Source organism: Actinotalea solisilvae, from assembly GCF_016464425.1.
GTDB classification, from domain to species: Bacteria; Actinomycetota; Actinomycetes; order Actinomycetales; family Cellulomonadaceae; genus Actinotalea; species Actinotalea solisilvae.
Window position 1 is genome coordinate 36,281 of record NZ_JADDKQ010000029.1, and the last position, 21,205, is coordinate 57,485.

A 21,205-nucleotide genomic window follows, 5' to 3' on the forward strand; every position below is an offset into this window, starting at 1 on the left:
CTCAGCCCGTGAGGCACCCGGGCCCGAGCAGCACCTTGAGGTCGGCGAACAGCGCGGGCGACCGGTCGATCCGCAGGCCCTCCTCGAGCCGCATGACGGTCGCGCGCCCGGGCTGCGTGAGCTTGAGGTGCACCTCGGTCACCCCGGGGTGCGTCGAGAGCACCTCGCGCAGCCGCTCGACCACCGGTGGCGTGCACCGCGAGACCGGGAGCGTGATCATCACGGGGCGGGTCTCGACGGCGGAGACGTCGGGCAACCACACCTCGACGGCCTGGAGCTGCATCGTCTCGTCCCGCCGGCGGACGCGGCCGCGCACCGTGATCACCGCGTCCTCGGCGAGCACGGTCGAGTACGCCAGGTAGGTCTCGCCGAAGAACATGATCTCGACCGAGCCGTCGATGTCCTCGAGCGTGACCGCGGCCCACGGGTTGCCGTTCTTGGACATCTTGCGCTGGAGCGACGTCACGAGGCCGCAGACCGTGACCATCGAGCCGTCGGCGCGGGCCTCGTCGGCCATGAGGGTCGCGATCGAGCAGTCGGCCGCGGCCGCGAGGACGTGCTCGAGGCCGGACAGGGGGTGGTCGGAGACGTAGAGCCCGAGCATCTCGCGCTCGAACGCGAGGCGCTGCTTCTTGTCCCAGTCCGGGACGTCCGGCACGTCGACCGTGAACGTCAGCCCGGCGTCGTCGTCCCCGCCGAAGCCCGCGAACAGGTCGAACTGCCCCTCGGCCTCCTTGCGCTTGACCCCGACGACGGCGTCGACCGCCTGCTCGTGGACCAGCAGCAGGGCGCGCCGGCTCGGGGCGAGCGAGTCGAACGCGCCCGCCTTGATGAGCGACTCGATCGTGCGCTTGTTGCAGACGACGGCCGGCACCTTGTCGAGGAAGTCGGTGAACGACGTGAAGTCACCCTTGGCCTCGCGCGCGGCGACGATCGCGTCGACCACGTTCGCGCCGACGTTGCGCACGGCCGTGAGGCCGAACCGGATGTCCTTGCCGACGGCCGTGAAGTTCGCCGACGAGGAGTTGACGTCGGGCGGGAGGACCGTGATGCCCATGTGCCGGCACTCGCCGAGGTAGAGCGCGGACTTGTCCTTGTCGTCCCGCACGCTGGTGAGCAGGGCGGCCATGTACTCGGTCGGGTAGTTGGCCTTGAGGAACGCGGTCCAGTAGGAGACGACGCCGTACGCGGCCGAGTGCGCCTTGTTGAACGCGTAGTCGGAGAACGGCAGCAGGATGTCCCACAACGTCTTCACGGCGTCCAGGGAGTAGCCGCGCTCCTGCATGCCGGCCGAGAAGCCGGCGAACTGCTTGTCCAGCTCCTCCTTCTTCTTCTTGCCCATCGCGCGGCGCAGGATGTCCGCCTGGCCGAGGCTGTAGCCCGCGACCTTCTGCGCAATGGCCATGACCTGCTCCTGGTAGACGATCAGGCCGTAGGTCTGACCCAGGATCTCGGCGAGCGGCTCCGCGAGCTCGGGGTGGATGGGGACGACGGGCTGGGCACCGTTCTTGCGCAGCGCGTAGTTGGTGTGCGAGTTCGCGCCCATGGGCCCGGGGCGGTACAGCGCGCCCACGGCCGAGATGTCCTCGAAGTTGTCGGGACGCATGAGGCGCAGGAGCGTGCGCATGCCGCCGCCGTCGAGCTGGAACACGCCCAGGGTGTCGCCGCGCCCGAGGAGCTCGAAGGTCGCCGGGTCGTCGAGCGTCAGGTCCTCGAGGACGACCGGGTCCTTGCCGTTCATCTCGATGTTGGCCAGGGCGTCGTCGAGGATCGTGAGGTTGCGCAGCCCCAGGAAGTCCATCTTGATGAGGCCGAGGCCCTCGCAGGTCGGGTAGTCGAACTGCGTGATGACCGCGCCGTCCTGCGGGCGCCGCATGATCGGGATGATGTCGATGAGCGGCTCGCTCGACATGATCACGCCGGCCGCGTGGACGCCCCACTGGCGCTTGAGCCCCTCGATGCCCTTCGCCAGCTCGACGACCCGCTGCGCGTCCGGGTCCGCGGCGTGGACCTGCCGGAACTCCTCGGCCTCGTTGTAGCGCTTGTCCGCGGGGTCGAAGATCCCCGTGAGGCTGATGTCCTTGCCCATGATCGCGGGCGGCATCGCCTTGGTGAGCTTCTCCCCCATCGCGAACGGGAAGCCGAGGAGGCGGCTCGAGTCCTTGAGCGCCTGCTTGGCCTTGATGGTGCCGTACGTGACGATCTGCGCGACGCGGTCCTCGCCGTACTTCTCGGTCACGTAGCGGATGACCTCGCCGCGCCGGCGCTCGTCGAAGTCGACGTCGAAGTCGGGCATCGACACGCGGTCCGGGTTGAGGAAGCGCTCGAAGATGAGCCCGTGCTGGAGCGGGTCGAGGTCCGTGATCCGCATCGCGTAGGCGGCCATCGAACCCGCACCCGAGCCACGGCCGGGTCCGACGCGGATCCCGTTGTCCTTGGCCCAGTTGATGAAGTCGGCGACGACGAGGAAGTAGCCCGGGAAGCCCATCCCCGTGATGACCTCGGTCTCGAACTCCGCCTGGCGGCGCACGTCGTCGGGGATGCCGCCCGGGTACCGCACGTGCAGGCCGCGCTCCACCTCCTTGACGAACCACGACGTCTCGTCCTCGCCCGGCGGGCACGGGTAGTTCGGCATGTAGTTCGCCGACGTGTTGAACGAGACCTCGCACTGCTCGGCGAGGCGGAGCGTGTTGTCGCACGCCTCGGGCAGCTCGGCCCAGACGCGCCGCATCTCCTGCGCGGACTTCACGTAGTAGCCGTCGCCGTCGAACTTGAACCGGTCGGGGTCCGCGAGCGTCGAGCCCGAGTTGATCGCCAGGAGCGCCTCCTGGTACGACGCGTCCTCGCGCTTCGTGTAGTGCAGGTCGTTCGTGGCGAGCAGCGGGGCGCCGATCTCCTGCGCGATGCGCAGCAGGTCCTTCTGGACGCGCGTCTCGATGTCGAGCCCGTGGTCCATGAGCTCGACGTAGAAGTGCTCCTTGCCGAAGATGTCCTGGAGCTCGCCCGCGGCCCGCAGCGCCTCGTCGTAGTGCCCGAGCCGCAGGCGGGTCTGGATCTCCCCGGACGGGCAGCCCGACGACGCGACGAGACCCGACGCGTACGTGGACAGCAGCTCGCGGTCCATGCGCGGCCACTTGCCCATCTGGCCGTCGAGCGAGGCGAGCGAGCTCGCGCGGAAGAGGTTGTGCAGACCCTCGTTGTTGCGCGCCCACATCGTCAGGTGGGTGTACGCACCGCTCGCCGAGACGTCGTCGTCCTTCTGGTGCGCCTCGCCCCACTTGACGCGCGTCTTGTCGAACCGGCTGGTGCCCGGCGTGACGTACGCCTCGACGCCGATGATCGGCTTGATCCCCGCCTTGCGCGCCTTGTTCCAGAAGTCGTACGCACCGAACAGGTACCCGTGGTCGGTCGTCGCGATGGCCGTCTGCCCCTGGCGCGAGACCTCGGCGAACAGCTCGTCGAGCTTGGCCGCGCCGTCGAGCATCGAGTACTCGGTGTGCACGTGCAGGTGGACGAAGTCGGAACCTGCGGCAGCCATGCGCCCGATTCTAGGTCGCGGATCCGACACTCCCCGCGCGCGCCCACGGCGCCGCAGGTCGCCCGGCGTGCCGCGCCCGACGTCGGCTCAGACCGCCCCGCGCAGGACGTCCCAGGCGTGCTGGAGGTCGGCCGGGTAGGGGCTGGTGACCTCGGTCCACCGCCCCGTCGCGGGGTGGTCGAACCCGAGGCGCACCGCGTGCAGCCACTGCCGTCCGAGCCCCAGGCGCTGCGCGAGCGCGGGGTCCGCCCCGTAGGTCACGTCGCCCACGCACGGGTGCCGCAGCGCGGCCATGTGCACGCGGATCTGGTGCGTGCGCCCGGTCTCGAGGTGGACCTCCGTGAGCGAGGCCGCGGGCACCATCTCGAGGACCTCGTAGTGCGTCACCGAGGGCTTGCCCGACTCCGTGACCGCGAACTTCCAGTCCGCGCTCGGGTGCCGCCCGATCGGCGCGTCGATCGTGCCCGTCGTCGGCTCGGGGTGGCCCTGCACCACGGCGTGGTAGACCTTCTCGACCGTGCGCTCCTTGAACGCCCGCTTGAGCGCCGTGTACGCGCGCTCGCTCTTGGCCACGACCATGACGCCGGAGGTCCCGACGTCGAGCCGGTGCACCACGCCCTGGCGCTCGGCCGCGCCCGACGTCGAGACGCGGTAGCCGGCCGCCGCGAGCGCGCCGACGACGGTGGGGCCCGTCCACCCGGGCGAGCCGTGCGCCGCCACGCCGACGGGCTTGTCCACGACCACGACGTCGTCGTCGTCGAGCAGGACCCGCATGCCCGGCACCGGTTCGGCGGCCGCCGCCGCGGCGGCCGCGGCCGGGCCGTCGAGCGCCTCGACGTCGACCTCGAGCCACGCCCCGGCGGCGAGCCGGTCGGACTTGCCGGCCGGGCGCCCGTCGAGCGAGACGGCCCCGGCCTCCGCCAGGTCGGCCGCGCGCGTGCGCGAGACGCCGAGGAGGCGCGACAGGCCGGCGTCGACCCGCTCGCCCGCGAGCCCGTCGGGCACCGGCAGCGAGCGCAGACCGCTCACGCGTCGCCGCCGGGCTGCGAGGGCGCGGGCGCCCCCTCGTTGCTCGGGTCGTCGCTCGTCCCCGCAGCAGGCGCGCGGCTGCCGTCCATGCCCACCCCGCGGAGGCTGAGCAGGACGATGAGCCCGGCGGCGGCCACGATCGCGATGTCCGCGACGTTCCCGACGAACCAGTCGCCGTAGGCGATGAAGTCGATGACGTGGCCCCGGGCGAACCCGGGCTCGCGCGTGAGCCGGTCCACGAGGTTGCCGACGGCGCCGCCGAGGAGCAGCCCGAGGGCGAGGGCCCACGAGCGTGAGCCGAGCCGGTGCGACACGCGCAGGACGACGACAGTCACCGCGACCGCGGCGAGCGTGAAGACCCAGGTCATGCCCGTCGCGAAGCTCAGCGCCGCGCCGGGGTTGCGCAGGAGGGTCAGGCCCAGCAGGTCGCCCAGGACCGGGGTCCGCTCACCCTCGGTGAGGGTCCGCAGCGCCCACTCCTTGGTGAGCTGGTCCACGACCAGCACGGCTGCCGCCAGGACGAGGACTCCGAGGACGAGCCGGGGGCGCGCCGGGCGGGAGGGCACGCTCAGCGACGCTCCTGCCGCGCCTTGCACGTGACGCAGAGGGTCGCCCGCGGGAACGCCTGCAGGCGTGCCTTGCCGATCGCCTGGCCGCAGGACTCGCACGTGCCGAAGCCGGTGGCACCGACGCGCTCGAGGGCGTGGGTGTTCTGCTCGAGCAGGTCGCGGGTGTTGAGCACGAGCGTCAGCTCCTGCTCGCGCTCGAGCGCGCTCGAGCCCGAGTCCGCCTGGTCGTCGCCAGCGCCGTCACCGGAGTTGCGCAGGAGCGACGAGAGCTCGGCGTCCGCCTCCGCCAGCTCGACCCGCAGCCGGGCGATCTCGGTCGTCAGCTCCTGCGCGATCGTCTCGACCTCCTTGACCGTCCACGGCTTCTCGCCGTCACGCACCGGGAAGGTGCGGACGAGCTTGGCGAGGTCGGGCATCTCGTGGAGCCGGTCGCCGCCCAGCGTGGGGCTGACCGTGTCGTCGATGGCCATGGGGCTCTCCCTGGTGCAGAAGGTCACGCGAGAGTAGACCTCCCACGGGTGACGCACAACGCACCACACCGGCACGGCCGGTGTGGTGCGTCGTGACGTCTGGTGGCCCGGACCCGGGCCGACGACGAGCCGCCGAGGCGGTCAGCCGTTGAACTGCAGGCCCTGCTCGTTCCCGGCGCGCGGGGCGACCGTGGAGCCGCGGGCGTCGAGGTCGCCCAGCAGGTTCTCGAGGTAGCTCTTGAGCCGCGTGCGGTAGTCCCGCTCGAAGACCCGGAGCTCGTCGATCTTGCGCTCGAGGAGGCTGCGCTCCTGCTCGAGCTGGGACAGCGTGCGGGCCGACGTCTCCTCGGCCTCGCGGACGATCCGCGTCGCCTGGGACTTGGCGTCCGTGATGATGCGGTCGCCCTCCTCCTGGCCCGAGCGGACGTAGTCGTCGTGGAGCTTCTGGGCGAGCTGCAGCATGCCGGTGGCGGACTCCGGCTCGCTGAGGCGCTGCGGGGCCGGCGAGGCGGCGGCCGTGACGCGGTCCTCGACCGTCGGGGCGGCGGCCACGACGGGCGCCGGGGCCGGCGTGGGCTCCGGCTCGGGCTCGGGCTCCGGCGTGGGCTCCGGCTGGGCCTGGGGCTGCGGCTGCGGCGTGGGCTGCGCGAACGGCGACGGCGCGGACGACGACGCGGCACCCGAGCGGCTCAGCTCGGCGACCCGGCGCTCGGCGGCGGCGAGCTTCGTCTTGAGGTCGTCGTTCTCGGCCTGGACGGCGCGCAGGGTGTTCACGACCTCGTCCAGGAAGTCGTCGACCTCGTCCTGGTCGTAGCCCTCCCGGAACTTCGTCGCCTGGAACTTCTTGTTCAGGACGTCATCTGCCGTGAGCAGAGCCATGGTTCACCTCGTTGTTCGTGCTGGTCGGGCCGGGGCAGTCCGCCGACCGCCACGGATCACCGTAGCGGACATCGGGAGGGCTGCACGGGCGCGGGGGGACGTTCCGGGGTCGTGTCTCACAGGAAGGCGAGCACGCGCAGGAGGATCCAGCACGCGAGCACGACGATGGTGAAGGCCAGGTCCAGGCGGATCTGGCCGATCGTGATGGGCTTGACGACGCGCCGCACGGCGTTGATCGGCGGGTCGGTCGCCGTGTAGACGACCTCGGCGATCACGAGGACGGCGCCGCGCGGGCGCCAGTCGCGCGCGAACACCTGGACCCAGTCGAGGACGAGGCGGGCCAGCAGGAGGACGAGGTAGACGAGGACGACCAGGTAGAGGACGTCCCAGACGAGGTCCAGCACGTCAGCTCTGGTTGTAGAAGCCGGCGCGCTGCTCGCCGCCGGCGACCTGCTCCTCGCCCGTGACCTCGACGTGCTCGGGGGACAGGAGGAACACCTTGCTGGTCACCCGCTCGATCGCGCCGTGCAGACCGAAGATGAGGCCCGCCGAGAAGTCGACCAGCCGCTTGGCGTCGGCGTCCGTCATCTCCGAGAGGTTCATGATCACGGGGGTGCCCGACCGGAAGGCCTCCCCGATGACGCGGGCGTCGTTGTACGAGCGCGGGTGGACCGTCGTGATCCGCCGCAGCTCGGGCGCGGGCGCGTGGTGCTCGTGGACCTCGTGGCCCCGCGCCGCGCGCAGGGGCGTCACCTCGGCCTCGTACTCGTGGGCGGGCGCGTACTCGTGGTCGTACTCCTCGACGTACTCGTCGGCGCCGTGGGCGGCACGGTCGTCCTCGGCCAGCCCGAGGTACAGCATGGTCTTGCGCAGTGCTCCGGCCATCAGCGGCCTCCATCCCCAGTCACGGTCCGGTGTGGACCGTCGCCCAGGGGCGCCGATCCGGTCGTGACCACGCTAACCCTCGCGACCCGCGCTCCGTCGGCGACACGCCCGGGTCAGGCGATGCGCACGACACCCGCGAACCGCCCGGCCGCCCGGCCGGGCAGGCCGGCCGACGCGGCGCGGTGCGAGAACCAGCGGGCGTCCTCGAGCGTGCACCCGCCCACGGCGCGCACGTCGGCGACCCCGGCCGCACGCAGCTGCGCGCGCACGCCCGCGGGCAGGTCGAGGGCGGGGGTCCCCCACGACGTCGTCGACGGCGTCGCGGGCACGGCCGCGGCGACGTCGTCCCGCAGCGCCGGCGGCACCTCGTAGCACCGGCCGCAGACGGCCGGCCCGACCGCGGCGCGGACCCCGCCCGCCTCGGCGCCCCGCGCGACCATGGCCGCGACCGCGGCGGGCACGACGCCGTCCACGAGACCGCACCGCCCGGCGTGGACGGCCGCGACGACGCCGGCGCGCGCGTCGGCGAGCAGGACGGGGACGCAGTCGGCGACGAGCACCCCGACGGCCGCGCCGCGGCGCGCGACGAGCGCGTCCGCGGCGGGCACGCCGTCGTACGGCACGTCGTCGGCGGTCCCCGGGACACCGCCGGGCAGCGGGGCCTCGAGCACGGTCGCGCCGTGCACCTGACGCACGAAGGTCACCGGCCCGCCGACGAGGTCCGCGAGAGCCCGGCGGTGGCCGAGCGCCAGGTCCCGGTCCCCCACGACGACGCTGAGGTTCGCGTCCGCCCCCGTGAACCCCGCGCGGACGCCCGGGCCCAGGTCGACGTCGTACCAGCGCATCAGCGGACCGGGACGCCGGCGCGCGTCACGGGTTCTTGAGGAAGTCCGGCAGGTCGAGGTCGTCCGTGCCCCGCCGGACCGGACGGTCCTCGAGCACGGGCGGCACCTCGACGGACTGCGGCGCGGGCGCGGGGTCGCGCTCGTCCGCGAGGAACGACGGGACCGCCTCGCCCGGACGCTCGACGGCCTCGTTGGGACGCGGGACCGCGTGCCCGCCGTTGCGGGCCGGCTCCGCGGCGCCGAATGCGCGCCACGGCTCCGTGCCCGCACCCGAGGGCGCGAGGTCGGACGGCGCCGGACGCGGCTCCGTCGCCGGGACGCTCGGCACCCGGGGCGCGCTGCTGACCTGGCCCAGCGCGCGGTTGTCGCGCCGCACCGTGGGGCTGCCGTTGTCGAAGCCGGCGGCGATGACGGTCACGCGGACCTCGTCGCCGAGGGCGTCGTCGATGACCGCGCCGAAGATGATGTTGGCCTCGGGGTGCGCGGCCTCCTGGACCAGGCGCGCGGCCTCGTTGATCTCGAAGAGCCCGAGGTCCGAGCCGCCCTGGATCGAGAGCAGGACGCCGTGCGCGCCGTCGATGCTCGCCTCGAGCAGGGGCGAGGAGATGGCGAGCTCCGCGGCCTGGACCGCGCGGTCGTCGCCGCGGGCCGAGCCGATGCCCATGAGCGCCGAGCCCGCGCCCTGCATGACGCTCTTGACGTCCGCGAAGTCGAGGTTGATGAGACCCGGCGTCGTGATGAGGTCGGTGATGCCCTGGACGCCGGACAGCAGGACCTGGTCGGCCGAGTGGAAGGCGTCGAGCACGGAGACCGAGCGGTCGGAGATCGACAGCAGGCGGTCGTTGGGGATGACGATGAGCGTGTCGACCTCGGAGCGCAGCGCGTCGATGCCGTTCTCGGCCTGCACCGAGCGGCGTCGGCCCTCGAACGTGAACGGCCGCGTGACGACGCCGATCGTCAGGGCGCCGAGCGAGCGCGCGATGCGCGCGACGACGGGCGCGCCGCCCGTGCCGGTGCCGCCGCCCTCGCCCGCGGTGACGAAGACCATGTCGGCGCCGCGCAGGACGTCCTCGATCTCCTCCGCGTGGTCCTCGGCGGCCTTCTTGCCGACCTCGGGGTCGGCGCCCGCGCCCAGCCCCCGGGTCAGCTCACGGCCGACGTCGAGCTTGACGTCGGCGTCGGACATGAGGAGTGCCTGCGCGTCCGTGTTGATCGCGATGAACTCGACGCCCTTGAGCCCGACCTCGATCATCCGGTTGACGGCGTTGACGCCACCGCCGCCGATGCCGACCACCTTGATGACCGCCAGGTAGTTCTGCGGAGCTGCCACGTCGGTGCCTCTCGTCCTGCGATGGGTCCCAACCTTCAGTCTCAGGTAGAAGGTTAGAGTTATGTCAGATGCTGTCGAGAGCGACGCTAGGTCGCCGGGACGACCCGGGCAACGACCGCGCGCGCGTGTCGCCGGATCAGGACCGGGTGATCGGCAGCTCGGGCGCCGAGACGTCGTAGTGGGTGGCCGTCGCGCTCGGCGCGGCGGTGCGGAGCGTCTGCAGGACCCTGATCTTGAGCGCCGTCTGGTCCGCGCTCCCCCACTCCACCGTCACCCCGTCGCGCAGGCCGAAGCGCACGGCGTCCTGGCTGTCCGCCGACGCCGTCTCGACCTGGGCCGCGAGCTCGGGCGGCAGCTGCTGCAGCACGGTGAGCACCGCCGTGAGCGCGCGTGCGCCCGGGTCCTCGAGCGGCACGGAGACGACGGGCAGGCCCTCGGGCGCGGTGTCCGACCTGCCGACCTGCACGCCCTCGACGTCGAGCAGCGCCACGCCGCCGCCCGTCTGCGGCACCGCGGCGACCGGCTCGCGCGAGACCACGGTGACGAGCAGGCCGTGCGGCCACTCGCGCGCCACCTCCGCCGCGCGCACCCCGGGCACGTCGAGCACGGCCCGGCGCAGCGCCACCGTGTCGAGGCGAGGCAGGGGCGTGCCGTCGTGCGGGGCGACGACGGCGGCGACCGCCGCGGCGTCGACGACGGTGCCCTGGCCCTCGACGCGCACCTGCGCGGCGTCGAGCGCGAGCACCGGCGACAGGAGCAGGAGCCAGCCGAGCGCGCCCGCGGCCAGCACCGCCACGACCGCGAGGACCACGCGCCGGCGCAGGAGGTGGCGCCGCACGGCGGCGCGCTCGGCGAACCGGTCCGCGGCGTCCGACACGACCGCGGGGCGCACGGGCCGCCACTCGCGCCCGGGGACGACGAGGGCGCTCCCCGACGCCCCGGGCGACGCGCTCGCGGGCGGCTCGGGCGCGGGTGACGGTGCCTCGCGTGCCGCGACGTCCGGCTCGGCGACGACGTCGCGCCGGGCCGCGGCGGGCGGGTCGGCGGGCGGGTCGGACGGCGGTGCGGCGGGCGGCGCCGCGGGGCGGCGGACCGCCGGGTCGCCCAGGGGCGCGACCCGGCGCGGGGTGGCGGGTGGCCTCATCGGCCCGCGTCGGGACCGGCGCCGCCGACGTCGCGCAGGTGCTCGAGCACGACGGGCCCGAGCTCCGTCACGTCGCCCGCGCCGACCGTGAGGACGAGGTCACCCGGCCGGGCGCGCGCGGCGATCGCGCGCGCCGCCTCCAGCCGGTCGGGCACGAACGTCGCGTCGCCCGTCGTGCGGTCGACGACGGTCGCGCCGCTCACGGCCGGGTCCGGGTCCTCGCGCGCCGCGTAGACGTCGGTCACGACGACGACGTCGGCGAGGTCGAGCGCCTGCGCGAACTCCTCGGCGAACGCAGTCGTGCGCGAGAACAGGTGCGGCTGGAACAGCACGAGCACCCGCCCGTCGCCCGCGACCGGCCGGGCGGCGCGCAGGAGGGCCGCGACCTCGGTCGGGTGGTGGGCGTAGTCGTCGACGACGCGCACGCCGCCGGCCGTGCCGCGGTCCTCGAACCGGCGCCCCGTCCCGGCGAACGTCGCGAGGCCCGCCGCCGCGACCTCGGCGTCGACGCCGAGCAGGCGCGCGGCCGTCCAGGCCGCGGCGGCGTCGAGACCGTTGTGCGCACCGGGCACGGCGAGGACCAGGGGGACGCGGCCCGCGCCGTCGTCGACCCACGTCGCGCCGCCCGAGCGCTCGGGCTCGGGCACCCACGGTCCGACGCGGACGTCGGCCTCCTCGTCCATGCCGTACGTCCTCACCTGGACGCCGTGCGCGCGCGCGTGCGCCGCGAGCGCGGACGAGCCGGCGTCGTCGGCGCACGCGACGAGCCACCCGCCCGGACGCACGCGGGCCGCGAAGCGCCGGAAGGCCGCCTCGAAGGCCTCGCGCGTGCCGTAGTGGTCGAGGTGGTCCGGCTCGATGTTCGTCACGACGGCGACGAGCGGCTCGTAGGCGAGGAACGAGCCGTCCGACTCGTCGGCCTCGACGACCACGACGTCGCCCGTGCCGTGATGACCCCCGCCGACGTCGGGCGGCCCGCCGGTCACGCGCGTCCCGGCGGTCGCGCGCACCGTGCCGCCGATCGCCCACGACGGCGCGAGACCCGCGTGCTCGAGGGTCACGGCGACCATGGCCGACGTCGTCGTCTTGCCGTGCGCCCCGGCGACGGCGACCGTGCGCCGGTCGGCCAGGAGGGAGGCGAGCGCCTCCGACCGGTGCAGCACGGTGGTCCCGGCCGCGCGGGCCCGCGCGAGCTCGGGGTTCGTCTCGCGGATCGCGGTCGAGACGACGACGGTCCCCGCGCCCTCGACGTGCGCGGCGTCGTGCCCGACGTGGACGGTGACGCCCGCGGCGCGCAGCGCCTCGACGACGGGACCGCCGCGGGCGTCGGAGCCGGAGACGGCCAGGCCGCGTGCGGCCAGGAGTCCCGCGACCGCGGACATCCCCGCGCCGCCGACGCCGATGAGGTGGACGCGGCCGCGCGCGGCCATCGCGACGAGCTCGCCCCCGTGCGCACGGGCGGTCATGCCGCCGCCGCCTCGACGAGGTCGGCGACACGCGCCGCGCCGTCGGTCACGCCCACGCCGGCCGCGGCCCGGCCCATGGCGGCGAGCCGCACCGGGTCGGCCAGCAGCGGGACGAGGGTCGTGCGCACGAGACCGGCGTCGAGCGCGGCGTCGTCGACGAGGAGGCCGCCGCCCGCGCCGACGACGGGCGCGGCGTTGAGCCGCTGCTCGCCGTTGCCCACCGGGAGCGGCACGTACACGGCCGGCACCCCGAGCGCCGCGAGCTCGCTCACGGTGCCCGCGCCCGCACGGCACAGGACCAGGTCGGCGACCGCGAGCGCCCGCTCCATCTCCGGCAGGTACTCGAGCACGTGGTAGCCCGCGGCCGCCTCGGGCGCGAGCGTCGCGAGGACGTCGCGCACCGCGTCGGCCTTGCCGCGGCCGGTGAGGTGCAGCACCTGCGCGCCGGCGGCGAGGAGGTCGGCGGCCGCGCCCGATGCGGCACGGTTGAGGCTCAGCGCGCCGAGCGACCCCCCGGTGACGACGAGCACCGGGCGTCCCGGGTCGAGGCCCAGGCGAGCGGCGGCGTCGGCGCGGACGGCCGCGCCGTCGTCGCGCCGGGCGGCGACGAGGTCGGCGACCGCGGTCCGGAGCGGGAGGCCGGTGACGACCGCGCCGGGCAGCGGCGTGCCGGGGAAGGTCACGGCGACGGACCGCGCCCACCGGGCGCCGAGCCGGTTCGCGAGACCCGGGCGCGCGTTCTGCTCGTGCACGACGACGGGGATCCCGCGGCGCCGCGCCGCGAGGTACGCGGGCGTCGACACGTAGCCGCCGAAGCCGACGACGACCTGGGCCCGCGTCGACGTCAGGGCGGCGTCCGCGGCCCGGACGGCCGCGCCGAGCCGGCCCGGCAGGCGCAGCCAGTCGGCCGTGGGCCGGCGCGGGAGCGGGACGCGCGGCACCTCGCGCAGCGGGTAGCCGCGGACGGGGACGAGCTCGGCCTCGAGCCCGGTGGCCGTGCCGAGCACGGTGAGGGTCGCGCCGGGGTGGCGACGACGCAGCTCGTCGGCCACGGCGAGGAGCGGGTTGACGTGCCCGGCGGTCCCGCCGCCCGCGAGCAGGACGGACTCAACCACCGGCCACCTCCGCGTCGGCGCGGCGCGCGCGACGGGCCGCCCGCCGGGCCGCGCCGGCGTCCCCCCGGCCGGGCCGCGAGGGCCGGCCGAGCACGGCGAGCGACCGCCGCACGACGCCCGGCCGGGCGGCGAGGGACTCCGCCGCACCGGGCTCGCCGCGCGCGAACGAGACGAGGACGCCGATGGCGATCATGGTCGTGATGAGCGCCGAGCCGCCCGCCGAGACGAGCGGCAGCGGGATGCCGATGACCGGCAGCAGGCCGATGACCACCGCGATGTTGATGAGCGCCTGGCCCAGCACCCACGCGCCGATCGCGCCCGTGGTGATCTGGACGAACGGGTCGGTGTGCCGGCGGATGACGCGCGTGACGGCGACGGCCAGCAGCCCGAACAGCGCGAGGACGAGGCCGGTGCCGAGCAGCCCGAGCTCCTCGCCGAGGATCGCGAAGATGAAGTCGTTGTGGGCCTCGGGCAGGTAGGACCACTTCTCGCGGCTCTCCCCCAGGCCCATGCCCGTCCAGCCGCCCGAGGCGAGGCCGTACATCCCGCGCGTGGTCTGGTAGCACGCGTCGGACGTGTCGCAGTCGTCGCTGAAGAACGCCTCGATCCGCTCGACGCGGCTGCTGCCCACCTGGGTCAGCGCGAGCACGCCCGCGACCGCGAGGACGCCGGCGACGGCGAACATCCGCATGGGCACGCCTGCGACGAAGAACGCCCCCGCGACGAGCACGAGCAGGACGATGCCCGTGCCGAGGTCGCCGCCCGCGAGGACCAGCCCGACGGAGGCGAGGGCGACCACGACGCCGGGGAGCAGCACGTGGAGCCACTCGCCCAGCAGGGCCCGCTTGCGAGCGAGCACCGTGCCCAGCCAGACCGCGAGCGCCAGCTTGACCGCCTCCGACGGCTGCACCTGCACCGGCCCGAGCACGAGCCAGTTCCGGTTGCCGTTGACCTCCTTGCCGACGAGGGGCACGGCGAGCTGGAGGACGAGCGCGCCGATGAGCAGCGGCCACGAGAACCGCTGGTACCAGCGCGCCGGCAGGCGGCTCGCGACCCATGCGAGCGGCAGTCCGACGACGGCGAACTGGGCCTGCCGCAGGAAGATCCCGTAGGGCGACGCGCCCTCGCTCGCGCTGAGCGCGTCCACGCTCGAGCTCGACAGGACCATGATCAGCCCGAGGGCGAGGAGCAGCCCCGCGGCGCCCACGAGCAGGTAGTAGCTCGTGACCGCGCTGTTCCACTGGCCGAGGACCGACCCGCGGGGGGTCTCGGCTGCCGACACCGCCACCGGTCAGCCGACCAGGAGGTCGTCGTCGCCCAGGGCCGCGACGGCGGCGGCGAACGCGTCGCCGCGCGCGGCGTAGGAGGCGAACTGGTCCATCGAGGCGCACGCGGGCGCCAGCAGGACCGTGTCGCCGGGCTGGGCGAGGGTGCGTGCGGCGGTCACGGCGCGGGTCATCACCGTCCCAGTGTCGGCGGGATCGACGGCGACGACGGGGATTGCGGGCGCGTGTCGGGCGAGCGCCTCGCGCCACGGCTCCTGGTCGACGCCGACGAGCACGACGCCGCGGAGCCGGTCGGCACGGTCCCGCACGAGGTCCTCGAAGCGCGCGCCCTTGGCGAGCCCGCCCGCGACCCAGACCACGGTGCCGGGCGCGAAGGCGGCGAGCGAGGCCGCCGCGGCGTGGGCGTTGGTCGCCTTGGAGTCGTCGACCCAGCGCACGTCGTCGACCGTGGCGACGTGCTCGATGCGGTGGGCCCCCGGCCGGTAGGCGCGCAGCCCGTCGCGCACGGCCGCGGCCGGGACGCCGTGCGCGCGCGCGAGCGCGGCCGCGGCGAGCGCGTCGGTCACGACGTGCGCGGCGAGCCGGCCGTCGGGCCCTGCCAGGTGGTCGAGGTCGCGCGCCGTCCCCAGCTCGGCGGCCGAGCGCTGCCGGTGGGGGTCGTCGGCGGGCGCGTGGAACGCGCGGTCCACGAGGATCCCGTCGACCAGGCCCAGCTGCCCGGGCCCGGGTGCGCCGAGGGTCACGCCGACGGCACGCGCGCCCTCGGCGACGTCGGCGTCGCGGACCATCCGCTCGAGGGCGGGGTCGTCGGTCGCGTAGACGCACGCGACCTCGACGCGCTCGTAGATCCGCGCCTTGTCCGCGGCGTACGCCTCGAACGAGCCGTGCCAGTCGAGGTGGTCCGGCGCGACGTTGAGGACCGCGGCCGCGCGCGCCGCCATGGTGTGCGTGAAGTGGAGCTGGAAGCTCGACAGCTCGACGGCCAGCACGTCGACGTCGGGGTCGGTTGCGGCGGCGACCACCGGGGTGCCGACGTTCCCCACCGCCGCGGCGCGCAGGCCCGCCGCGGTGAGCACGGACTCGAGCATGCCGACCGTGGTCGTCTTGCCGTTGGTGCCGGTGAGCACGAGCCAGGGCGCGGGGCCGTCGCCGGCGCGGCGGTCGACCCGCAGGCGCCACGCGAGCTCGACCTCGCTCCACACCGGCACGCCGCGGCGCGCCGCGTCGGCGAGCACGGGCGACGTCGGGCGCCAGCCGGGCGACGCCACGACGAGGTCGACGTCCGCGAGGTCGACGTCGGCCTCGGCGGCGACGTCCGCCTCGGGGGCGTGCGCGTCGAGCGTCACGAGCGCGGGCGCGCGGTCGCCGAGCGCCGTCAGCGCCGCGACGACGGCACGGCCGGTCACGCCCAGCCCCGCGACGAGCACGCGCCGTCCGGCGAGGTCGACCGGCACTAGCCCGCCACCCACTCGGCGTAGAAGATGCCGACGCCCACCGCGACGAAGAGGCCCGCGATGATCCAGAAGCGGATGACGATCGTCACCTCGCCCCACCCCGAGAGCTCGAAGTGGTGGTGCAGCGGTGCCATCTTGAACACCCGCTTCCTCGTGAGCTTGAAGAAGCCGATCTGGATGACGTCCGAGAGCACGATGAGCACGAACATGCCGCCGACGATCGCGGCGAGGATCTCCGTGCGGGACAGGATGGACAGCCCGGCGAGCGCGCCGCCGAGCGCGAGCGAGCCGGTGTCGCCCATGAAGATCTTGGCGGGCGACGCGTTCCACCACAGGAACCCGAAGCAGGCCCCCGTGATCGCCGCCGCGACCACGGCCAGGTCGAGCGGGTCGCGCGCCTCGTAGCAGCGCGGTCCGGCGGTCGTCAGGCCCTGGCAGGTCTGGTTCGACTGCCAGACGCCGATGAGGACGAACGCGCCGAAGACGATGAGCGAGACGCCGGTCGCGAGGCCGTCGAGGCCGTCCGTGAGGTTGACGGCGTTGGACCACGCCGTGATGAGGAAGTTCGCCCAGAGGACGAAGAGGATGACGCCGAGCGTCGGGCCCGCCCAGGCGAGGTCGATCTGCGTGTCCCGGATGAAGGACACGTGGGTGGACGCGGGCGTGCGGAAGTTCTCGTTGGGGAACTGCAGCGCGAGGACCGCGAAGCTGATGCCGACGAGGCCCTGCCCCACGACCTTCCACCGCGCGGAGAGCCCGAGGCTGCGCTGGCGCGAGATCTTGATGAAGTCGTCGAGGAAGCCGACCACCCCGAGGCCCGTCATGAGGAACAGGACGAGCAGCGCCGACGCGCTGGGGCGGTTGCCCGTGACCAGCCCCGCGCCCGCCCAGCCGAGCAGCGTCGCGACGAGGATGACCACGCCGCCCATGGTCGGCGTGCCGCGCTTGGTGAAGTGCGCGGTCGGGCCGTCCTGGCGGATGAACTGGCCGTACTGGCGCCGCACGAGGAACCGGATGAACAGCGGCGTGCCGAGCAGCGCGATGAGCATCGAGAGCCCGCCGGAGATGAGGACCGCCCTCACGGGGCGACCCCGCGGGCGGCGGCCACGACGGGCGCGAGCGCGCCGTCGGCGTCAGCCACGAGCACGACGTCGCCGGGCCGGACCTCCGCGGACAGCCACGCGGCGGCCGCGGCGGCGTCGGCGACGTGCCGCGACTCCTCGCCCCAGGACCCCTCCTGGAAGGCGCCCGTGTGCACCGCGCGCACGCCGTCGCCGACGGCGACGAGACGGTCGATGTCGAGGCGCACGGCGAGCCGGCCGATGCCGTCGAGCTCGTCGACCGACCGCGCGCCCGGGCCCGCGAGCGCGCCGACGACGGCGATGCTGCGCGCCGCGCCGGCGCGGACCGCGAGGTCCCGCAGCGCGGCGCGCACCGAGTCGACCGTCGCGCCGCCCGTGGCGTCGAGGACGTCGACGGCCTGGCGGTCGTCGGCCCCCTCGGCGTCGCCGGCGTCGCCCGGCGCGGTCCCGGCGACCGCCGCGAGGAACACGTCGCGGTCGTTGTAGCGGTGGAACACCCCTGCGACCTCCTGGGTCGGCTCGTGGCCCTTGCCGGTGACGATCACCGTGTCCCCCTCGCGCGCGAGCCGCAGCGCGACGCGGATCGCCTCGGCGCGCGGCTCGACCTCGTGCACGTCGTGCAGGTCGGGGCGCTGCGCGCGCGCGCCGTCGAGGATGGCCGCCCGGATGTCGGCCGGCACCTCCGAGCGCGGGTTCTCGTCGGTGACGACGACGACGTCCGCGAGCCGGGCCGCGATCTCGCCCATGATCGGTCGCTTGCCCTGGTCGCGGTCGCCGTCCGACCCGAGGACGAGCAGCAGGCGCCCCGGCGTGACGGGGCGGACCGCCTCGAGCGCGAGGACGAGGGCGTCGGGCGTGTGCGCGTAGTCGACGAGGCAGAGCGGCCGGCCGGGGCCGCGCTCGACCACGCGCTCCATGCGCCCCGGGATCGCGGACGCGCCCGCGACGCCCGCGACCGCCTCGGCGAGGGGCACGCCCGCGCGGTGCGCAAGCACGATCGCCAGGGCGGCGTTGGACACGTTCACCAGGCCCGGGAGCGGGCTCGCGGCGTCGACGCGCTCGCCGTCCGGGCCGGTGAGGACGAACGTCGAGCCCACGCCGTCGAGGCCGACCGACGCGTCGCTCACGCGCCAGCCCGCGGAGGCGCCGCCCACCGCGTCGGGCCGGGTCGCGACCGTGTCGACCGGGACGAGGGCCTCGGCGGCGAGCCGCGCGCCCCACGCGTCGTCGACGCACACGACGCCGCGGCGGGCGCTCCCGGGCGCGAAGAGGCGCGCCTTGTCGCGGAAGTAGCCCTCCATGTCGCCGTGGAAGTCGAGGTGGTCGCGCTGGAGGTTGGTGAACCCGGCGACGTCCACCCGGAGCCCACCGACGCGCTCGAGCGCGAGGGCGTGCGAGGAGACCTCCATGGCGCACGCCGTCGCACCGCGCTCCCCCATGAGGGCGAAGAGACCGTGCAGGACGGGCGCCTCCACCGTCGTGCGCGGGCTCTCGATCGCCTCGGCGCCGACGCGCAGCTCGACCGTCCCGACCACGGCCGTCGTCGGGTGGACGGTGCGCAGCGCGGCGTCGACGAAGTAGCACGTCGTGGTCTTGCCGTTGGTGCCCGTGATGCCGACGACCGTGAGCCGCTCGGCCGGGTGTTCGTAGAACCAGGCCGACAGCTCGCCGAGGAGCGTGCGCCCCGACACGCCGTCGGGCCAGGTGAGGACGGGGACGCCGAGCGCGGGGGGCAGGAGCTCGACCCCCGCGGCGTCGGTGAGCAGCGCGGCCGCGCCCGCGTCGACCGCCGCGCGCGCGTACCGCGCGCCGTGCGAGCGCAGCCCGGGCAGCGCGACGAAGAGGTCGCCCGGCAGGACGTCGGCCGAGCCGACGGCGACGCCCGTGACGTCGACACGCGCGTCGCCGGGTGCCCCGGCGGCCGACGCGTCGGCACCTCCGCGCGCGACGACGAGGCCGAAGCGGGCGACGAGGTCGGGGAGGTGACGCGTCGGGCGGTGCTCGGGCCGCATCCGGCCCTGGGGGGACGTCACGGCGACGAATCTACCGTCCGGCGCGGGGCCCGCCGCGCCGGGCCGGCCCCGGGGCGCGTCGCGGGCACCCGCCCGGCGACGCTCGGCACGCGCGCCCGGACCGCCCTCACTGCCACGTGGTCGGGAACAGCTCCGCGGGCGTCCCGGACGGCGGCACGCCCAGCGAGCGCAGGGCGTGGGCCGTGACCTCGCTGAAGACCGGCGCGGCGACCGTGCCGCCGTAGATCGACGTCTTGGGGTCGTAGAGCGCGACGTTGACGACGAGGCGCGGGTCGTCCGCCGGCGCGATGCCGATGAAGGACGAGACGATCTTGATCGCGCCGTTCGGCTCCCACGCCTGCGCCGTGCCGGTCTTGCCCGCGATCCGGTAGCCCGGGACCGCGGCGTTGCCGCCCGTGCCCTCCGCGACCGCGCTCTCGAGCATCGACACGACCGTGCGGGCGGTCTGCTCGCTGACGACCTGCTGCGGCGGCTCGGTCTCGGCCGGCCGGTAGGTGCCGTCGGGCGCGTAGGTCCCCGCGACCACGTGCGGCTGCTGGCGGACGCCGCCGTTGGCGAGCGTCGCGAAGACCTGGGTCGACTGGAGGGTCGTCGCGCCGACGCCCTGCCCGAAGAGCACCGCGTACGCCGTGCGGCCGTCCCACGCGTCGGCGTCGTGCAGCAGGCCGCGGGACTCGCCCGGGAGCCCGACACCCGTCGTCCGGCCGAAGCCGAACCGGGCGAGGTAGTCGTGGCGCACCTGGGCCGGGAGGTCCTGGCCGACCATGACCGTGCCCGTGTTGGACGACTCGGCGAGGATGCCCGTGAGCGTGAGGTTGAGGTCCGGGTGCTCGTGCGAGTCCTTGAAGGACTGCCCGTTCGGCACCGCGTAGGTGTAGGGGACGACGTACTGCGAGGTCGGCGTCGCGAGGCCCGTCTCGAGGATCGCCGCCATGGCGATGACCTTGGCCGTCGAGCCCGGCTCGTACACCGCGGCGACCGCCCGGCTGGCGTCGGCGCCCGTGGGCGCGTTGGGGTCGGTCGTGCCCGAGTCGGCGAGGACGAGGATCTCGCCCGTGCGGACGTCGACCACCTCGACGACGCCCCACTCGGCGCCGGTCGCCGCGACCTGCTCGTCGATCGCCGCCTGCGCCGTGTACTGCAGGTCGCCGTCGATCGTCAGCTTCACGTCCTGGCCCGGCACGGCCGGGACGAGGTCGTCCTGACCCGTCGGGATGCGCTGGCCGCGCGCGCCGCGCTCGTACGTCTCCTCGCCGGGCCTGCCCGACAGCAGCTCGTCGAAGACCTGCTCGAGCCCCGCCTGACCGTGGCCCTCGGCGCCCACGAAGCCCACGACGTTGCCGCCCGTGGTGCCCTCCGGGTAGACCCGGTCCGTCGTCCGCTCGCCGGTGACGCCGGGCAGGCCGAGGTCGAGGACCTGCTCGTAGACCTCGGGCGAGACGTTCTTGCCGAGGTAGACGAACTGGTCCTCGCCGAGCAGCTTCGCGCCCAGCGCCGCGGGGTCTGCCTGGAGGAGCGGGGCGAGCAGGGCAGCGGCGTCGGCTGCGCCCTGGGCCGTCGAGCGGGCCTGGGTGAACTGCCGCTGGTTGACGACGACGTTCCACCGCTCGACGGAGGTCGCGAGCACGTCGCCGTCGCGGTCGAGGATGTCCCCGCGGTCACCCGGGATCGGCACCGTCACCAGGCGGGTCGACAGCGCGTCCTCGGCGATCGCGGGGCCCTGGAGGCCCTGCACGTAGACGAGCCGGCCCGCGAAGACGGTGAGCAGGCAGAGCGCGACGACGAGCAGCGCGGACTGCCGGCGCTGCGGCGTCCCCGTGCGTGAGGCGCGCGCCGCGGCGTCCCGCACCCGGGCGCCCGCGAGCGCAGCCGAGGCGCGCGGGGTCGCAGCCCGACGCGTCGCGCCGGGGACGCGGCGGCGCGGGAGGCCGTCCGTGCCGTCGGTGCCGGACGCGCGGGGGGTGCGCGGCGCGCCCGTGGCCTCCCCCGTCGCCCCCACGCGTGCCTGCAGGCGCTGGGTCGGCACGGCGCGCGGCAGCGGGCCCGGCGTGGTGCGGCCGGCCGGGCTGCGGCCCGCGGT

The 21,205-nt window shown here is 75.0% G+C and carries 17 protein-coding genes; all 17 read right to left on the reverse strand.

The features are described 5' to 3' along the window. Position 1: 1 nt before the first annotated feature. The gene (gene dnaE, locus JIG38_RS18850) at positions 2–3,538 is read right to left on the reverse strand and encodes a DNA polymerase III subunit alpha (RefSeq protein ID WP_199425198.1); all 3,537 of its coding nucleotides are present in this window, start codon (positions 3,536–3,538) and stop codon (positions 2–4) included. A gap of 87 nt (positions 3,539–3,625) precedes the next feature. Next, positions 3,626–4,567 carry an RluA family pseudouridine synthase gene (locus tag JIG38_RS18855; RefSeq protein WP_199425199.1) on the reverse strand — a complete coding sequence of 314 codons (942 nt, stop codon included), beginning with the start codon at positions 4,565–4,567 and terminating at the stop codon, positions 3,626–3,628. Next, positions 4,564–5,133: a signal peptidase II gene (gene lspA / locus JIG38_RS18860; RefSeq protein WP_307845029.1), complete on the reverse strand. Its 570-nt coding sequence runs from the start codon at positions 5,131–5,133 to the stop codon at positions 4,564–4,566. The genes JIG38_RS18855 and lspA overlap by 4 nt, the downstream gene beginning before the upstream one ends. 2 nt (positions 5,134–5,135) lie before the next feature. After that, positions 5,136–5,606 carry a TraR/DksA family transcriptional regulator gene (locus JIG38_RS18865; protein WP_199425200.1) on the reverse strand — a complete coding sequence of 157 codons (471 nt, stop codon included), beginning with the start codon at positions 5,604–5,606 and terminating at the stop codon, positions 5,136–5,138. A gap of 141 nt (positions 5,607–5,747) precedes the next feature. After that, positions 5,748–6,485, reverse strand: coding sequence for a DivIVA domain-containing protein (locus JIG38_RS18870; RefSeq protein ID WP_199425201.1), 738 nt, complete (start codon positions 6,483–6,485; stop codon positions 5,748–5,750). Positions 6,486–6,601: 116 nt separating this feature from the next. Then, complete coding sequence (locus tag JIG38_RS18875) at positions 6,602–6,889, reverse strand: YggT family protein (protein ID WP_307845030.1); 288 nt, start codon at positions 6,887–6,889, stop codon at positions 6,602–6,604. A 1-nt stretch (position 6,890) separates the two neighbouring features. Further along, positions 6,891–7,370, reverse strand: a complete 480-nt coding sequence (locus tag JIG38_RS18880; RefSeq protein ID WP_199425202.1) for a cell division protein SepF — start codon at positions 7,368–7,370, stop codon at positions 6,891–6,893. A gap of 113 nt (positions 7,371–7,483) precedes the next feature. Then, positions 7,484–8,215 carry a purine nucleoside phosphorylase YfiH/LACC1 family protein gene (locus JIG38_RS18885; protein ID WP_199425203.1) on the reverse strand — a complete coding sequence of 244 codons (732 nt, stop codon included), beginning with the start codon at positions 8,213–8,215 and terminating at the stop codon, positions 7,484–7,486. Positions 8,216–8,240: 25 nt separating this feature from the next. Continuing rightward, positions 8,241–9,545, reverse strand: a complete 1,305-nt coding sequence (gene ftsZ / locus JIG38_RS18890; protein ID WP_199425204.1) for a cell division protein FtsZ — start codon at positions 9,543–9,545, stop codon at positions 8,241–8,243. 136 nt (positions 9,546–9,681) lie between these two features. Further along, the gene (locus JIG38_RS18895; RefSeq protein WP_199425205.1) at positions 9,682–10,689 is read right to left on the reverse strand and encodes a cell division protein FtsQ/DivIB; all 1,008 of its coding nucleotides are present in this window, start codon (positions 10,687–10,689) and stop codon (positions 9,682–9,684) included. Next, positions 10,686–12,155: a UDP-N-acetylmuramate--L-alanine ligase gene (murC, locus tag JIG38_RS18900; protein ID WP_233405263.1), complete on the reverse strand. Its 1,470-nt coding sequence runs from the start codon at positions 12,153–12,155 to the stop codon at positions 10,686–10,688. Before murC ends, JIG38_RS18895 begins: the two co-directional genes overlap by 4 nt. Beyond that, positions 12,152–13,270: an undecaprenyldiphospho-muramoylpentapeptide beta-N-acetylglucosaminyltransferase gene (murG, locus tag JIG38_RS18905; RefSeq protein ID WP_307845031.1), complete on the reverse strand. Its 1,119-nt coding sequence runs from the start codon at positions 13,268–13,270 to the stop codon at positions 12,152–12,154. Before murG ends, murC begins: the two co-directional genes overlap by 4 nt. Further along, entirely contained in the window at positions 13,263–14,552 is a 1,290-nt protein-coding gene (ftsW, locus tag JIG38_RS18910) for a putative lipid II flippase FtsW (protein ID WP_307845032.1), read from the reverse strand. The genes murG and ftsW overlap by 8 nt, the downstream gene beginning before the upstream one ends. 9 nt (positions 14,553–14,561) lie before the next feature. Then, a complete protein-coding gene (gene murD, locus JIG38_RS18915; RefSeq protein WP_307845033.1) occupies positions 14,562–16,010 on the reverse strand; it encodes a UDP-N-acetylmuramoyl-L-alanine--D-glutamate ligase in 1,449 nt (482 codons plus the stop codon). Next, positions 16,010–17,092, reverse strand: a complete 1,083-nt coding sequence (mraY, locus tag JIG38_RS18920) for a phospho-N-acetylmuramoyl-pentapeptide-transferase (protein WP_199425208.1) — start codon at positions 17,090–17,092, stop codon at positions 16,010–16,012. Before mraY ends, murD begins: the two co-directional genes overlap by 1 nt. Then, positions 17,089–19,125 carry a UDP-N-acetylmuramoyl-L-alanyl-D-glutamate--2,6-diaminopimelate ligase gene (locus JIG38_RS18925; RefSeq protein ID WP_199425209.1) on the reverse strand — a complete coding sequence of 679 codons (2,037 nt, stop codon included), beginning with the start codon at positions 19,123–19,125 and terminating at the stop codon, positions 17,089–17,091. Before JIG38_RS18925 ends, mraY begins: the two co-directional genes overlap by 4 nt. Before the next feature lie 106 nt (positions 19,126–19,231). Further along, on the reverse strand, positions 19,232–21,205 hold a 1,974-nt coding region (locus JIG38_RS18930), incomplete at its 5' end, for a peptidoglycan D,D-transpeptidase FtsI family protein (protein WP_307845034.1).

What these genes read in the sequence shown, in the direction of transcription:
- JIG38_RS18895 (WP_199425205.1), bottom strand. Translation starts at nt 10,689, where the DNA reads ATGAGGCCACCCGCCACCCCGCGCCGGGTCGCGCCCCTGGGCGACCCG.
- murC (WP_233405263.1), bottom strand. Translation starts at nt 12,155, where the DNA reads ATGACCGCCCGTGCGCACGGGGGCGAGCTCGTCGCGATGGCCGCGCGC.
- JIG38_RS18885 (WP_199425203.1), bottom strand. Translation starts at nt 8,215, where the DNA reads ATGCGCTGGTACGACGTCGACCTGGGCCCGGGCGTCCGCGCGGGGTTC.
- dnaE (WP_199425198.1), bottom strand. Translation starts at nt 3,538, where the DNA reads ATGGCTGCCGCAGGTTCCGACTTCGTCCACCTGCACGTGCACACCGAG.
- JIG38_RS18880 (WP_199425202.1), bottom strand. Translation starts at nt 7,370, where the DNA reads ATGGCCGGAGCACTGCGCAAGACCATGCTGTACCTCGGGCTGGCCGAG.
- JIG38_RS18865 (WP_199425200.1), bottom strand. Translation starts at nt 5,606, where the DNA reads ATGGCCATCGACGACACGGTCAGCCCCACGCTGGGCGGCGACCGGCTC.
- JIG38_RS18870 (WP_199425201.1), bottom strand. Translation starts at nt 6,485, where the DNA reads ATGGCTCTGCTCACGGCAGATGACGTCCTGAACAAGAAGTTCCAGGCG.